The organism is Streptomyces sp. RKAG290 (genome assembly GCF_023701695.1).
Classification (GTDB): Bacteria; Actinomycetota; Actinomycetes; order Streptomycetales; family Streptomycetaceae; genus Streptomyces.
The window spans coordinates 5,691,147-5,706,754 of record NZ_JAJOZC010000001.1 but is presented as its reverse complement, the minus strand read 5'-3'; the positions used below and the strand labels follow the sequence as shown (position 1 = coordinate 5,706,754).

General features: G+C 72.3%; 10 protein-coding genes. 7 read left to right on the top strand and 3 right to left on the bottom strand.

What is annotated here, in order from left to right:
* Positions 1–48 precede the first annotated feature (48 nt).
* From LNW71_RS25130 to LNW71_RS25120, 3 genes are all read right to left on the bottom strand, one after another.
* On the bottom strand, positions 49–1,509 hold the full coding sequence (locus LNW71_RS25130; RefSeq protein ID WP_250970310.1) for a glutamate synthase subunit beta: 1,461 nt from the start codon (positions 1,507–1,509) through the stop codon (positions 49–51).
* Positions 1,502–6,061, bottom strand: coding sequence for a glutamate synthase large subunit (gene gltB / locus LNW71_RS25125; RefSeq protein WP_250970309.1), 4,560 nt, complete (start codon positions 6,059–6,061; stop codon positions 1,502–1,504). The genes LNW71_RS25130 and gltB overlap by 8 nt, the downstream gene beginning before the upstream one ends.
* A 437-nt stretch (positions 6,062–6,498) precedes the next feature.
* Positions 6,499–7,233: a VIT1/CCC1 transporter family protein gene (locus LNW71_RS25120; RefSeq protein WP_250970308.1), complete on the bottom strand. Its 735-nt coding sequence runs from the start codon at positions 7,231–7,233 to the stop codon at positions 6,499–6,501.
* 264 nt (positions 7,234–7,497) lie between these two features.
* On the opposite strand from LNW71_RS25120, the gene LNW71_RS25115 reads away from it, so the two are divergent.
* Genes LNW71_RS25115 through LNW71_RS25085 form a run of 7 tightly spaced genes read left to right on the top strand, consistent with a single transcriptional unit; the run spans position 7,498 to position 15,587 of the window.
* A complete protein-coding gene (locus LNW71_RS25115) occupies positions 7,498–8,769 on the top strand; it encodes an ADP-ribosylglycohydrolase family protein (RefSeq protein ID WP_250972136.1) in 1,272 nt (423 codons plus the stop codon).
* Positions 8,766–10,184 carry an ADP-ribosylglycohydrolase family protein gene (locus tag LNW71_RS25110; protein ID WP_250970307.1) on the top strand — a complete coding sequence of 473 codons (1,419 nt, stop codon included), beginning with the start codon at positions 8,766–8,768 and terminating at the stop codon, positions 10,182–10,184. Before LNW71_RS25115 ends, LNW71_RS25110 begins: the two co-directional genes overlap by 4 nt.
* Positions 10,111–11,313, top strand: coding sequence for an ADP-ribosylglycohydrolase family protein (locus tag LNW71_RS25105; protein WP_250970306.1), 1,203 nt, complete (start codon positions 10,111–10,113; stop codon positions 11,311–11,313). Before LNW71_RS25110 ends, LNW71_RS25105 begins: the two co-directional genes overlap by 74 nt.
* Positions 11,310–12,692 carry an ADP-ribosylglycohydrolase family protein gene (locus LNW71_RS25100; protein ID WP_250970305.1) on the top strand — a complete coding sequence of 461 codons (1,383 nt, stop codon included), beginning with the start codon at positions 11,310–11,312 and terminating at the stop codon, positions 12,690–12,692. The genes LNW71_RS25105 and LNW71_RS25100 overlap by 4 nt, the downstream gene beginning before the upstream one ends.
* On the top strand, positions 12,689–13,573 hold the full coding sequence (rbsK, locus tag LNW71_RS25095) for a ribokinase (RefSeq protein WP_250970304.1): 885 nt from the start codon (positions 12,689–12,691) through the stop codon (positions 13,571–13,573). Before LNW71_RS25100 ends, rbsK begins: the two co-directional genes overlap by 4 nt.
* The gene (locus tag LNW71_RS25090) at positions 13,570–14,769 is read left to right on the top strand and encodes a CoA transferase (protein ID WP_250970303.1); all 1,200 of its coding nucleotides are present in this window, start codon (positions 13,570–13,572) and stop codon (positions 14,767–14,769) included. Before rbsK ends, LNW71_RS25090 begins: the two co-directional genes overlap by 4 nt.
* Positions 14,766–15,587: a CoA ester lyase gene (locus LNW71_RS25085; RefSeq protein ID WP_250970302.1), complete on the top strand. Its 822-nt coding sequence runs from the start codon at positions 14,766–14,768 to the stop codon at positions 15,585–15,587. Before LNW71_RS25090 ends, LNW71_RS25085 begins: the two co-directional genes overlap by 4 nt.
* Positions 15,588–15,608 lie beyond the last annotated feature (21 nt).

Here is a 15,608-nt window from a genome sequence, read left to right as displayed (position 1 = left end):
GCGTTCAGTTCCGTACGCCGTTGTACGGGACGTCTGTTGTGCCGTGGATCAGACCATCATGGAACGGTCTGTCGGGCGGATCGGGGCCGGCAGTGCGCTGGCTCCGGTCAGGAAGCGGTCCACGCCGCGTGCCGCGGAGCGGCCCTCGGCGATGGCCCACACGATGAGGGACTGGCCGCGGCCGGCGTCACCGGCGACGTAGACGCCGTCGACGTTGGTCGCGTAGTGCTCGTCGCGGGCGATGTTGCCGCGGGCGTCGAGCTCCAGGCCGAACTGCTGGACCAGGCCGTTGGCCTGGTCGGTGCCGGTGAAGCCCATGGCGAGGGTGACCAGCTGCGCGGGAATCTTCCGCTCGGTGCCGGGCTTCTGCTCCAGCTTCCCGTCCTTGAACTCCACCTCGGCGAGGTGCAGCGACTGGACGTTGCCGTCCTCGTCGCCCTCGAAGTGGGTGGTGGAGACGGAGTAGACCCGCTCGCCGCCCTCCTCGTGCGCGGAGGTGACCTTGTAGAGCATCGGGAAGGTCGGCCAGGGCTGGTTGGCGTTGCGGTCCTCGCCGGGCCTGGGCATGATCTCCAGCTGCGTGACGGAGAGCGCGCCCTGCCGGTGGGCGGTGCCGACGCAGTCGGCACCGGTGTCGCCGCCGCCGATGACGACGACGTGCTTGCCCTCGGCGGTGATCGGGGAGACCGTCAGGTCGCCCTCCTGCACCTTGTTGGCGAGCGGCAGGTACTCCATCGCGTAGTGCACGCCGTTCAGCTCACGGCCCGGGACGGGCAGATCGCGGGAGACGGTGGCACCGGCGGCGATGACGACGGCGTCGTAGCGGCGGCGCAGCTTGGCGGCGTCGACGTCCTTGCCGACCTCCACCTCGGTGCGGAACTTGGTGCCCTCCGCGCGCATCTGCTCGATGCGGCGGTTGATGTGCGACTTCTCCATCTTGAACTCGGGGATGCCGTACCGCAGGAGTCCCCCGATACGGTCCGCGCGCTCGTAGACGGCGACCGTGTGGCCGGCCCGGGTCAGCTGCTGGGCGGCGGCGAGACCGGCCGGGCCTGAGCCGATGACGGCGACGGTCTTGCCGGAGAGGCGCTCGGGCGGCTGCGGGGTGACGTCGCCGCGGTCCCACGCCTTGTCGATGATGGAGACTTCGACGTTCTTGATGGTGACGGCCGGCTGGTTGATGCCGAGCACACACGCCGACTCGCACGGGGCCGGGCAGAGCCGCCCGGTGAACTCCGGGAAGTTGTTCGTGGCGTGCAGGCGCTCGGACGCGGCCGTCCAGTCCTCGCGGTAGGCGTAGTCGTTCCACTCGGGGATGAGGTTTCCGAGCGGACAGCCCTGGTGGCAGAACGGGATGCCGCAGTCCATGCAGCGGCCGGCCTGCTTGCTGATGATCGGGAGCAGCGAGCCCGGAACGTAGACCTCGTTCCAGTCCTTGACGCGCTCGTCCACGGGGCGGGTCGTGGCGACCTCGCGGCCGGTGGTCAGGAAGCCCTTGGGGTCAGCCATTGGTCGCCGCCTCCATCATCTTCTCGGTGGTCTCCTGCTCGGAGAGACCGGCGAGCTCAGCGGCGTCCTTGGCGGCGAGCACTGCCTTGTAGGTGGACGGGATGATCTTGCTGAAGCGGGCCACCGCGGTGTCCCACTCGGCGAGAAGCTTCTCGGCGACCGTGGATCCGGTCTCTTCCTGGTGGCGGCGCACGACGTCGTGCAGCCACTGCTTGTCGGTGTCGGAGAGTGCCTCGACCGCGCCGAGGTTCCCGACGTTGACGTGGTCGCGGTTCAGGTCGATGACGTAGGCGACACCGCCCGACATGCCCGCGGCGAAGTTGCGTCCGGTCTCACCGAGGACGACGGCGTGTCCGCCGGTCATGTACTCGCAGCCGTGGTCGCCCACGCCTTCCGAGACGACGGTGGCGCCGGAGTTGCGGACGCAGAACCGCTCGCCGGTCCGGCCGCGCAGGAACAGCTCGCCGCCGGTGGCGCCGTAGGCGATGGTGTTGCCCGCGATGGTGGAGTACTCGGCGAGGTGGTCGGCGCCGCGGTCCGGGCGGACGATGACGCGGCCGCCGGAGAGGCCCTTGCCGACGTAGTCGTTGGCGTCGCCCTCCAGTCGCAGCGTCACACCGCTGGGCAGGAAGGCACCGAAGGACTGGCCGGCGGAGCCGGTGAAGGTGATGTCGATGGTGTCCTCGGGCAGGCCCGCACCGCCGAACTTCTTCGTGACCTCGTGACCGAGCATGGTGCCCACGGTCCGGTTGATGTTGCGGATCGCGATCTGTGCGCGGACCGGCTGGGCGGCCTCGGCGCTGTCGGCCTGCAGGGCGTCGGCGGCGAGCTTGATGAGCTCGTTGTCGAGTGCCTTGTCCAGGCCGTGGTCCTGCTCCGTGCTCTGGTGGCGGACGGCGCCGTCGGCCAGCTCGGGGACGTGGAACAGCGGCTTGAGGTCGAGGCCCTGTGCCTTCCAGTGCGTGATCGCACGGTCGGTGTCGAGCAGCTCGGCGTGGCCGACGGCCTCTTCGATCGTACGGAAGCCGAGCTCGGCGAGGATCTCGCGGACTTCCTGGGCGATGAACTCGAAGAAGTTGACGACGTACTCGGCCTTGCCGGAGAAGCGGTCGCGCAGGACCGGGTTCTGGGTGGCGATGCCGACCGGGCAGGTGTCCAGGTGGCAGACGCGCATCATGACGCAGCCGGAGACGACGAGCGGCGCGGTCGCGAAACCGAACTCCTCGGCGCCCAGCAGTGCGGCGATGACGACGTCGCGGCCGGTCTTGAGCTGGCCGTCCGTCTGCACGACGATCCGGTCGCGCAGGCCGTTGAGCAGCAGCGTCTGCTGGGTCTCGGCGAGGCCGAGCTCCCAGGGACCGCCCGCGTGCTTCAGCGAGGTGAGCGGGGAGGCGCCCGTTCCGCCGTCGTGGCCGGAGATGAGGACGACGTCCGCGTGCGCCTTGGAGACACCGGCGGCGACCGTGCCGACACCGACCTCGGAGACCAGCTTCACGTGGATGCGGGCCGCCGGGTTGGCGTTCTTGAGGTCGTGGATCAGCTGAGCCAGGTCCTCGATGGAGTAGATGTCGTGGTGCGGCGGCGGGGAGATGAGACCGACACCCGGGGTGGAGTGCCGGGTCTTGGCGACCCACGGGTAGACCTTGTGGCCGGGCAGCTGGCCGCCCTCACCGGGCTTGGCACCCTGCGCCATCTTGATCTGGATGTCGTCCGCGTTGACGAGGTACTCGCTGGTCACACCGAAGCGGCCGGAGGCGACCTGCTTGATGGAGGAGCGGCGCGCCGGGTCGTACAGCCGGTCGGCGTCCTCGCCGCCCTCACCGGTGTTGGACTTGCCGCCCAGCTGGTTCATGGCGATGGCGAGGGTCTCGTGCGCCTCGCGGGAGATCGAGCCGTACGACATGGCGCCGGTGGAGAAGCGCTTGACGAGTTCGGAGACGGACTCGACCTCGTCGATGTCGATCGCCTCGCGGTCCGACTTGAAGCCGAACAGGCCGCGCAGCGTCATCAGGCGCTCGGACTGCTCGTTCACCCGGTCCGTGTACTTCTTGAAGATGTCGTACCGGCGGCTGCGGGCCGCGTGCTGGAGGCGGAAGACCGTCTCCGGGTCGAACAGGTGCGGCTCGCCCTCACGGCGCCACTGGTACTCGCCGCCGATCTCCAGCGCGCGGTGCGAGGCGGAGATGCCGGAGGCGGGGTAGCCCTTGGCGTGCCGGGCGGCGACCTCCTTGGCGACGACATCGAGTCCGGCGCCGCCGATCTTGGTGGCGGTGCCGTTGAAGTACCGGGCGACGAATTCCTCGTCCAGGCCGACGGCCTCGAAGACCTGGGCGCCGCGGTAGGAGGCGACGGTGGAGATGCCCATCTTGGACATGACCTTCAGGACGCCCTTGCCCAGCGCGTAGATGAGGTTTCGGATGGCCTGCTCGGCCTCGATGCCCTCGATGAACGTGCCGGCCCTGACCAGGTCCTCGACGGACTCCATGGCGAGGTACGGGTTGACGGCCGCGGCGCCGTAGCCGATCAGCAGTGCGACGTGGTGGACCTCGCGGACGTCACCGGCCTCGACCAGCAGACCCACCTGGGTGCGCTGCTTGGTGCGGATGAGGTGGTGGTGGACGGCCGAGGTGAGCAGCAGCGACGGGATCGGCGCGTGCTCGGCGTCGGAGTGCCGGTCGGACAGGACGACCAGGCGGGCGCCGTCCTCGATGGCGGCGTCGACCTCGGTGCAGATCTGCTCGATCCGCGCGGCGAGTGCCTCGCCGCCGCCGCCGACCCGGTAGAGGCCGGAGAGGGTGGCGGCCTTCATGCCCGGCATGTCGCCGTCGGCGTTGATGTGTATGAGCTTGGCCAGCTCGTCGTTGTCGATCACCGGGAAGGGCAGCGTGACGCTGCGACACGCGGCGGCGGTCGGCTCCAGGATGTTGCCGGCCGGGCCGAGCGTGGAGCGCAGCGAGGTGACGAGCTCCTCGCGGATGGCGTCCAGCGGCGGGTTGGTGACCTGCGCGAACAGCTGGGTGAAGTAGTCGAAGAGCAGCCGGGGGCGCGCGGACAGTGCGGCGATCGGCGAGTCGGTGCCCATGGAGCCGAGCGGTTCGCCGGCGGTGCGGGCCATCGGCGCGAGGAGGACGCGGAGCTCCTCCTCGGTGTACCCGAAGGTCTGCTGGCGGCGGGTGACGGAGGCGTGCGTGTGCACGATGTGCTCCCGCTCGGGGAGGTCCTCCAGCTCGATCTCGCCGGTCTCCAGCCACTCCTGGTACGGCTGCTCGGCGGCGAGGGACGCCTTGATCTCGTCGTCCTCGATGATGCGGTGCTCGGCGGTGTCGACGAGGAACATCTTGCCGGGCTGCAGGCGGCCCTTGCGGACGACCTTCGCGGGGTCGATGTCCAGGACGCCGACCTCGGAGGAGAGCACGACGAGGCCGTCGTCGGTGACCCAGTAGCGGCCGGGGCGCAGACCGTTGCGGTCCAGGACCGCGCCGACCTGGACGCCGTCGGTGAAGGTGACGCAGGCCGGGCCGTCCCAGGGCTCCATCATCGTGGAGTGGTACTGGTAGAAGGCACGCCGTGCCGGGTCCATCGAGTCGTGGTTCTCCCACGCCTCGGGGACCATCATCAGCACCGAGTGCGGCAGCGAGCGGCCGCCGAGGTGGAGCAGCTCCAGGACCTCGTCGAAGGAGGCCGAGTCGGAGGCGTCCGGGGTGCAGACGGGGAAGATCCGGTCCAGCTGCTCCGTACCGAAGAGGCTGGAGGCGAGCTGGGACTCGCGGGCCTTCATCCAGTTGCGGTTGCCCTTGACCGTGTTGATCTCGCCGTTGTGCGCGACGAAGCGGTACGGGTGGGCGAGCGGCCAGCTCGGGAAGGTGTTGGTGGAGAAGCGCGAGTGGACCAGCGCGACCGTGGTGGCGAAACGGGCGTCGGAGAGGTCCGGGAAGAACGGCTCCAGCTGCCCGGTGGTGAGCATGCCCTTGTAGACGATGGTGCGGGCGGAGAGCGACGGGAAGTAGACCCCGGTCTCACGCTCGGCACGCTTGCGCAGCACGAAGGCCTTGCGGTCCAGGACGATGCCGGTGCTCTCGCCGTCCGCGACGATCAGCTGGCGGAACTCGGGCATGGTGGCGCGGGCGCCCTTGCCGAGGATGTCGGGGGTGACCGGGACCTCGCGCCAGCCGACGACCTTCAGGCCCTCTTCGGCTGCGATCTTCTCGAGGCCGCGGACTGCCGCGGTGGAGTCGTCCGCGGGCAGGAATGCGATGCCGACGGCGTAGGCACCGGCCTCGGGGAGGTCGAAGGGGACCTCGGCGCGGAGGAAGGCGTCCGGTACCTGGAGCAGGATTCCGGCGCCGTCACCGGAGTCGATCTCGGATCCGGTGGCGCCTCGGTGTTCGAGGTTGCGCAGTACGGTCAGCGCCTGCTCGACCAGCTCGTGGCTGGCCACACCGGTCAGAGTGGCCACGAACCCGACGCCACAGGCGTCGTGCTCGTTGCGGGGGTCGTACATCCCCTGCTGGGCGGGGCGACCGTCCATGGGCGACCAGGCGTCGGTGCGCATCGGCTCTCCCGTCGTCGTCGTGGCATATGCATAGCCGAGGGACGACGTTGGCCCTCTGCGAAATTTCGTGCAGATTACATGATGGGACGCTTCTCAAGAAGCGGATAGCTCGTTCCAACATACGGACACCGCCGGAGGCGGTGGAGTGGGTCGCAGTCGGAAGATCAGCGCCCGGGGGACCGCAGAGAGCAGGCGTCGTTGCCTGCGGTGTCTACGGCTCATGCCCGGCGGCAAAGGAAACGAAACCGCTGGGTAACGACTACTTATGTGTAGTCCTGCATAGAGTCTCATTTTACGTCGCGCAAGGCCGTTCCGCCCAGTGGCGGATGCCAGGGCGTACGTCACACAGATGGCGCACACGTTACGGGCCCGGTCCCCGGTCGATCCACGGGGGCCGGGCCCGGAGGGCCACGGGGCGGAGGATCCCGCCGGGCGGCTCAGCCGCCGACGGCCACGCCGAACAGCATGCCGAGTCCGTAGGTGATCGCGGCCGCCGCCCCGCCGAGCACCAACTGGCGCAGCCCGCTGAACCACCAGCTGCGGGCCGTGACCCGGGCCACCACCGCACCGCAGCCGAAGAGCCCGACCAGGGCGAGCAGCACGGCCGGCCATATCGCGCTCGCACCGAGCAGGTACGGCAGCAGCGGCAGCAGGGCGCCCAGCGCGAAGGCGCCGAACGAGGACACGGCGGCGACGAGCGGCGAGGGCAGGTCGCCGGGGTCGATGCCGAGCTCCTCGCGGGCATGGATCTCCAGCGCCTGCTCAGGGTCGCGCGACAGCTGCCGGGCGACTTCGCGGGCCAGGCCGGCCTCGACGCCCCGGGATTCGTAGAGGGCGGCGAGCTCGCGCTCCTCGTCCATCGGATGCTTGCGCAACTCCCGCCGCTCGACGTCGAGTTCAGCCTCGACCAGCTCACGCTGGGAGGCGACGGAGGTGTATTCGCCGGCCGCCATGGAGAAGGCGCCCGCGGCCAGGCCGGCCAGCCCCGTGATCACGATCGTGCGGTGCGAGACGTCCCCGCCGGCGACACCGGTCATCAGGGCCAGGTTCGAGACGAGACCGTCCATGGCCCCGAACACCGCCGGGCGCAGCCAGCCACCGTTGACATCACGGTGGGTGTGGTTGTCCCGGTGCGCCTCGTGCAGTACGGCTTCGGTCTCGATGATGGCCACAGCTGTTCCCTTCTCCCGGAACGGTTACCGCCCGCTCCGCCCCCGCTCGACACCATCGAAAGTACGCACGAAAAACGGCCCCCGCCAGCAAGGCAGGCCGTACTTACCACCGTCTGTGACCAGGTAGGTACGGCTTGCCTTGCTGTCCGGAGGGCGTCATCCGAGTGGCCCTTTTGTTGTGATTATCGGCCTCTGTCCTGGCTCCGCGTGGCACAGATCCCACAGGTACGAGAACTGGCTCGGTACGAGCGAAGGGTCGACGCGATGGAGCTGATCGCAGGAAATCCGGCAGCGCCGCGGACGAACGGCACGCAGGCACCGGTACGAGGCGCGCCCGGCACGGGCGAAACGGCCCGGGGAGGTCCGGGTGACCGGGCCAGGGGCTCGCTGCTCGGTCTCGCGGTCGGCGACGCGCTGGGCGCCCCCGCGGAGAACATGCGGCCCTCCGAGATCCGCCGCCGCTGGGGGCGGATCGAGGGCTTCGTGAGCGACGACCCCGCGGGCACCGACGACACGGAGTACGCGATCTTCTCCGGACTGCTGCTGGCCCGGCACGGTTCGGCGCTGACCGTCACCCATGTCGAGCGGGCCTGGCGGCTGTGGATCGCGGACGTGGACGAGGGGCCCTTCCGCGGCGCCGGCTTCAGCGAGCGCGGCACGCTGGAGAACCTGCGCCGGGGCCTGGCCGCCCCGATCTCCGCCCAGCACCGGCACGCCTGGAGCGACGGCCTGGCGATGCGGGCGGCGCCGTTCGGCGTCTTCGCGGCGGGCCGGCCCGCCGAGGCGGCACGGCTGGTCGCGGTGGACGGCCGGGTCAGCCACGAAGGGGAGGGTATCTACGGCGGTCAGGCGGTGGCGGCCGGGGTGGCGGCCGCGATGGTGGGGGCCGGGGTCACGTCCGTGATCGCCGCCGCACTCTCCGTCGTGCCGATGGACTCCTGGACGGCACGCTCGCTGCGCCGTGCGGTGACGGCGGCCCAGCGCCCGTACCCCGACCGTCTCACGATGGAACGCGCGGTGCGCTCGGCCGTGGTCGTGGGCGGATACCCGTGGACGGACCTGGCCCCTGAGGCGGTGGGCCTGGCCTTCGGCGCGTTCGCGGCGGCGCGCGGCGACTTCCGTACGGCGGTGCTGACCGCGGTCAACATGGGCCGCGACGCCGACACGACGGCCGCGGTGGCGGGCGCACTGGCCGGAGCGCTGCACGGGGCGTCCGCGATCCCGCGCCACTGGGCGGACGCGATCGGCCCGGTCCGGGGCAGCTGCCTCCCGTCCATGCGCGGCTACCACGTCCTGGACATCGCGGAGCTGCTCACCCCGGCCGAGGCGGACGAACGGGCCATGGACGGGGGCGGGAACGGATCGGCGTACGACGGGAAGCCGCCCGGCGCACCGCACTCGCGAAGCCTCCAGGTGCACGACAGCGAGCCACCCGCCCCGCCGCGCCCCGGTCGCACCCCGGAGGGCCGCGGCTCCGTCGTGCCCGACGGCGCAGCCCCGGCCCCGGTCGAAGACGGAACGGCGGTAGGGCGATGACCACCGCGAGGGACACCTCCCGCACCCTGCACCCGGACGCACCGCACGAGGCCGACGACAACGCCCCGGACGCACCGCACCAGAACGGCACCAGGCACCCGGACGCCCCGCATGCCCCGCACGACGACAGCGCCCAGGAGGCATCGCGCGGGCGCGGCACCGGCGCCGGCGCCCCGGAAGCGTCGCTCCCCGCCCGGCCGTCCACCGGGCGGCGGGCCCGGATCGAGGGGCTGCTGCTCGGGCTGGCCGCCGGCGACGCCGCGGGCTGGCCGGCCGCGCGGCACCGGGCGGCCCGGATGCCGGAGTGGACCCGGCGCCTCACCCGCGAGCTCGACACCTTCGCCGAGCAGAACGCGACCACCACGCTGCCCGTCCCCATCGCCCTCAACCAGCCGCCCGAGCCCCTGCGGCTGGGGCCGTCCGACGACGCCGAGTGGGCGGCGTTCGCGGCCGGTACCGTGCTGACCTCGGCGGCGGGTCCGCTGCACGGCCTCTCCCCCGGGCACCGGATGCGGGCCGCCGTGGACGTCGCCTGGAACGCGCTGGCCTCCGAGGTCGCCGCGGCCGCCGCGCGGGCGCCCGAGGTCGAGTCGGCGGTCCTGCCGCTGCGGGCCCGGATCTCGGTCCGGGCCGGGCTCGGCAACCTCGCCGCCGGGCTCCGCCCGCCCGCCACCGGCCACGACAACCCGCACTACTTCGACGACGCGGCCTGTGTGCGGGCCGCGGTCCTGGCCGTCGTCCACCCCGGGGACCCCGCCGCCGCGGCCGACCTCGCCGAGTTCGACGCGCGCTACACGCAGGACGGCGACGGGGTGCACGGTGCGCGGGCGATGGCCGCCGCGATCGCCGAGGCGCTCGGCGGTGCGGACGTGGACACAGCGGTGAACGCCGCGCTGGCGCAGCTCCCGGAGGGCACCGAGATCGCCCGCAACGCCGCCCACGCGGTCAGGATCGCCCGGGAGTTCGCCGGTGAGACGGCCGGCGCCTTCGCCCTCGTGCCGGTGCTGGAGCATCAGATCGTCGATCACGTCTACAGCTACGGGATCGCCGCGGCCGAGACCGTCCCGGTCGCCCTCGCCCTGGCCACCGCGGCCCGGGGCGAGATCGCGCAGGCCGTGCCGTCCGCGGCCTGCCTGTCCCGGGTCGCCGACTCGGCACCCGCGCTGGCCGGTGCGCTGACGGGTGCGCTCGGTGGCATCGCCACCGTGCCGGACGGCTGGCGCGAGGCCTGCCGCACCCTGGCGGGGTGTGCACTGCCCCGTTTCGCGGGCACGGACCTGATGGAACTCGCCGGGTTGCTGGCAGACACGGAACCGGCCCCCCGGGGTGGACAATTCGGACATGACATCCACAGTGCCCCTGGCACCCACGAGGTCCGCAACGCCCACGACGCCCACCGCGCTCACACTCGATGAACGGATCGCGGGCGCACTCGTCGGCGCCGCCGTCGGTGACGCGCTCGGCGGTCCGGTCGAGGGCCGGCCCCCCGAGCAGATCGTGGCCCGGCACGGCGGGCGGATCACCGGCATCGTCGGCCCCTGGGACGGCGAGGACTGGCGTACCGCCCGCCCCATCGCGCCGTATCACAAGGGCGACGGGCACGTCACCGACGACACCTTGATGACCCACGCCCTGGTCCGGGTGTACGGCACGGTGCGCGGCCATCTCGACGCGTACTCGGTCGCCGACCACCTCGTGCCCGAGCTGATCTCGAACCCCCGCTGGATTCCTGAGCTGGAGGCCGAGGCGCTGCCGCTGCAGCGGATCTTCCTCGCCGAGAAGTGGATCGTCGCCCGGCTGCACTACGGCCATGTCGACCCGCGCGAGGCCGGCTCCGGAAACATCGTCAACTGCGGGGCGGCGATGTACATGGCGCCGGTCGGCCTGGTGAACGCCGCCCATCCGCAGGCCGCGTACGCCGAGGCGCTGGATGTCGCGGGCGCCCACCAGTCGTCGTACGGAAGGGAGGCGGCCGGGGTCTTCGCGGCCGCCGTCGCCGCGGCCTGCGCGCCGGGGGCGACGCCCGCCACGGTCGTCGAAACGTGCCTGTCGCTCGCCAAGGACGGCACCCTGGCCGCCATCGAGGCGGTGTGCGAAGCGGCGGAGCGTCACCGGGACTTCGAGTCCGCCCTGGTCCCGCTGCGTGAGGCCGTCGCCCCCTTCGACACGGTCGGCCCCGACTACCGTGCCCCCTCCCTGGGCGCGCGCCGGCCGTCCCGGCTGCACGCCATCGAGGAACTCCCCGTCGCGCTCGGCATGCTGCTCGTCGCGGACGGGGACTACCGGCACGCGGTGCTCGGCTCGGTCAACTACGGGCGGGACTGCGACTCGATCGCCACCATGAGCGGCGCGCTCGCGGGCGCACTGCACGGCGAGCGGGCCATCCCGGCCGACTGGGTGCGGACGGTCGGCGAGGCCAGCCGCCTCGATCTGCACGCGCCCGCACGGACGCTGGCCGAGGTGGCGCGCGAGGTGTTCGCGCACGACACGGCCCGCCGCCGCGCCCACGAGGCCGCCTTCGCCGCGCTGGTGGGCACGCCGTGACGACGACGGTGCGGGCCACCTGGGTGCAGCCGGAGGACCTCGTCGGGCACGAACTGCGGCAGGCCGCCGAGGACGGGCGGGACGCACGGGACATCGAGCGGCGGTGGTACGAGGCCGGCGGATCGCCGGCCCCGGAGCGCGCGGGTGCCTCCGAGCACCCCGCGTCGCCGCAGCTGCGCGCGGTCGCCGAGCATCTGCTGGACGAACTCGCCCTGCTGGAGTCGCCGCTGGCCGACGACGAACCCACCGACCTCGACGCGATCCGGGCGGCCTGCCCGCACTGGCCGCACCCACGCACCGACCGGCCCGTCGTGGGCCGCGACCGGCTGCACGCGGCCTGGCTCGGGCGTGCCGCCGGCTGCCTGCTCGGCAAACCGGTCGAGAAGCTGCCGCTGGAGGGCATCCGCGCACTGGCCCGCGCCACCGGGAACTGGCCGCTCTCCACCTGGTTCACCGCCAGGGGTGTGCCCCCCGCTCTGACCGCCACGTACCCGTGGAACCGGCGCTCCGCGGCCACCTCCCTGGCCGAGAACATCGACGGAATGCCGGAGGACGACGACCTCAACCACCCGCTGCTGACCGTGTTGCTGCTCCAGCGGTACGGCCGTTCGTTCAGCACGGCCGACCTCGCCAGGCTGTGGCTCGACGAGCTTCCGGCGGGCCGGACGTTCACCGCCGAGCGGGTCGCCTACCGCAATCTGCTCGACGGCGTCGAACCTCCGCACACCGCGCGCCACCGCAATCCGTTCCGGGAGTGGATCGGGGCCCAGATCCGGGCCGACGTGCACGGCTGGACGCATCCCGGTGATCCGGCGGCGGCGGCGGAGCAGGCCCACCGGGACGCGGTCCTCACCCACACCGGAAACGGGGTGTACGGGGCGATGTTCACGGCGGCGGCGCTCGCCGAGGCGGCCGGCGGCGAGGCCGACGTGCACGGCTGCCTGGCCGCCGGGCTCCGGGTCGTGCCGCCGCGCTCGCGGTTCGCCCGCGCGGTACGGGACGGCATCGCGGCGGCCCGCCGGGAACGGCACTTCGATACGGTCGTGGACCGGATGCACGAGACGTACGGCCGGTATCACTGGGTGCATGTACTGCCCAACGCCGCTCTGCTCGCCGCCGCTCTCACCCACGCGGACGGTGACTTCACCGGCTCCATCTGCCGGGTGGTGTCCGGCGGCTGGGACACCGACTCCAACGGGGCGACCGCCGGTTCGCTCGCCGGACTGCTGGCCGGGCGGCCCGACGCGCTGCCCGACCGGTGGACCACTCCGCTGAAGAACCGTCTCGCCACGTCCGTCCCCGGTTTCGACTCGGTCGGCTTCGACACCCTCGCCGACCTGACACACCGGCTCACCCACGAGGAGGCACTCCGCCCATGACCCGAATCGCGGTGCTCGGCAGCACCAATATGGATCTTGTGGCCTACGTCGAACGGGCTCCGGAGCGCGGGGAGACGGTCACCGGCCGCGAGTTCCGCACCGTCCCCGGCGGCAAGGGAGCCAACCAGGCCGTGGCCGCCGCCCGCGCGGGCGGCGACGTGATGATGATCGGCGCGGTCGGCGACGACGAGTACGGCCTGCGGCTGCGGGAGAACCTGGAGCACTCGGCCGTGGACACCGACCTGCTGCACACCGCCGAAGGGCCCAGCGGCACCGCGCACATCGTGGTCGACGACAAGGGCTCCAACGCGATCGTGGTCGTCCCCGGCGCCAACGGCGCCGTCACCGCGGTCGGTCCGGGCGAGATCGCCGCCATCGCGGGCGCGGACCTGCTGCTGCTCCAGCTGGAGCTGCCGATGTCCGCCGTGATCGAGGGGGCACGGGCCGGTCACGCCCAGGGCGTACGGGTCCTCCTCACCCCCTCCCCCGTGCAGGAACTCCCCGACGAACTCCTCGACTGCGTCGATCTGCTGATCCCCAATGAGCACGAGGCGGCCGAGCTGTCCGGGCACGCCGAACCCCACGCGGGGGCCGAGGCCCTGCTCAGTCACGTGCCCGCGGTCGTCATCACCCTCGGCTCGAAGGGTTGCCTGTACGCGGCCCGGGGCAGCCAGGCCGTCCACTTCCCCGCCCCCGACACCACCGCCGTCGACACCACCGGCGCCGGGGACACCTTCGTCGGCACCCTCGCCGTGGCACTCGGCGAAGGCCGGCCGGTGCCGCAGGCCATCGCCTGGGCCTCGGCGGCCGCCGCGCTCTGCGTACAGAAGCCGGGCGCCTCGACCTCCATGCCGTACCGCAGCGAAATCGACGCCGCATGACGGCGCACACAGCGGCACCCCTGACCGGGACGCGGGTCATCGATCTCGCCACGCTCTTCGCGGGCCCCCTCTGCGCCACCATGCTCGGCGACTTCGGCGCCGAGGTGATCAAGGTCGAGCACCCCAGCAAGCCCGATCCGTCGCGGGGGCACGGACCCACGAAGGACGGCGTCGGCCTGTGGTGGAAGCTGCTGGGCCGCAACAAGCGCAACCTGACCCTCGATCTGTCCGGGCCCGGCGGCCGCGACATCCTGCTGCGGCTGGCCGCGGACACCGATGTGATCATCGAGAACTTCCGGCCGGGCACGCTGGAGCGGTGGGGCCTGGGCTGGGAGGAACTGCACGCCGTCAACCCGCGGCTGGTGCTGGCCCGGGTCACGGGGTTCGGCCAGTTCGGCCCGTACGCGCACCGGCCCGGCTTCGGCACGCTCGCGGAGGCGATGAGCGGGTTCGCGGCGATCACCGGGGAGCCGGACGGGCCGCCGACGCTGCCGCCGTTCGGGCTGGCCGACTCGATCGCCGCGATCGCGACGGCGTTCGCGGTGATGACGGCCCTGACCGCGCGGGAACGCACCGGTGAGGGACAGGTCGTCGACATGGCGATCATCGAACCGATCCTGACGGTGCTCGGCCCGCAGCCGCTCTGGTACGACCAGCTCGGCTACGTCCAGCCGCGCACCGGCAACCGTTCGCGCAACAACGCCCCCCGCAACACCTACCGCACCTCGGACGGGCAGTGGGTGGCCGTCTCCACCTCCGCACAGTCCATCGCCGAGCGTGTGATGCACCTGGTGGGACGCGCCGAGCTGATCGACGAGCCGTGGTTCGCGGCCGGCACCACACGGGCCGACCACAGCGACGAGCTCGACGAGGCGGTCGGCAACTGGATCGCGCGCCACACCCGCGACGACGCGATCTCCGCGTTCGAGAAGGCGGAGGCGGCCATCGCCCCCATCCACGACATCCGGGACGTGATGGAGGACCCGCAGTACCGGGCCCTGGACTCCATCACCGAGGTCGACGACCCGGAGCTCGGGCCGCTGCGGATGCAGAACGTCCTCTTCCGGCTCTCCGGGACCCCGGGGGCGATCCGCTGGGCGGGCCGCCCGCACGGGGCGGACACCGAGGAGATCCTCACCGGCCTCGGTCTGACCGGCGCGGAGATCTCGGCGCTGCGGGCGGAGCGTGTCCTGTGAGCGCGATCCCCCTCACCTGGCTGTACGCCCCCGGCGACCGGCCGGACGTGGTGCGCAAGGCGCGCGAGTCGGGGGCGGACGTGGTGATCGTGGATCTGGAGGACGCGGTCGCCCCGGACCGCAAGGAGTACGCGCGGTCGGCCACGGTGGAGCTCCTCTCCGAGCCCGCTGCCGCCAACGCGGTGCCGGTCCATGTCCGGGTGCACACCGAGGCCGACGTCCTGGCACTGGCCCCGCTGCCCGGCCTCGCCGAACTGCGGCTGCCGAAGATCACGCACGCGGCGTCCGTCCATCACATCGCGGCGCTGGCCCCCGGGGTCGCGCTCTGTCCGCTGCTGGAGTCGGCACTCGGCATCGAACACGCGTACACGGTGGCCGCCGCCCATCCCCAGGTCCGTTCCATCGCCCTGGGCGAGGCGGATCTGCGGGCCGATCTGGGGGTCCGGGAGGACGAGGGGCTCGACTGGTCGCGCAGCCGGGCGGTCGTCGCGGCCCGTGCGGCGGGGCTCGCCCCGCCCGCCCAGTCGGTGTTCCCGGACGTCCGGGACCTGGACGGGCTGTGGTCGTCCTGCGCGCACGGGCGGGCGCTGGGGTTCCTCGGCCGGGCGGCCATCCATCCCAGGCAGCTGCCGGTGATCGAGCGGGCGTTCCGGCCGACGCCGCAGGAGATCGAGGCGGCGCAGGAGATCGTCGAGGCGGCCCGGTCGGAGGCGGGTGCGCTGGCCCTGCCGGACGGACGCTTCGTCGACGCGGCGGTGGTGGCCGCCGCCCACCGCACGCTTGCCCTGGCCGGGCGGACGGTGGTGAGCCCGAGATAGCAGGGACCGCACCCCACCGCC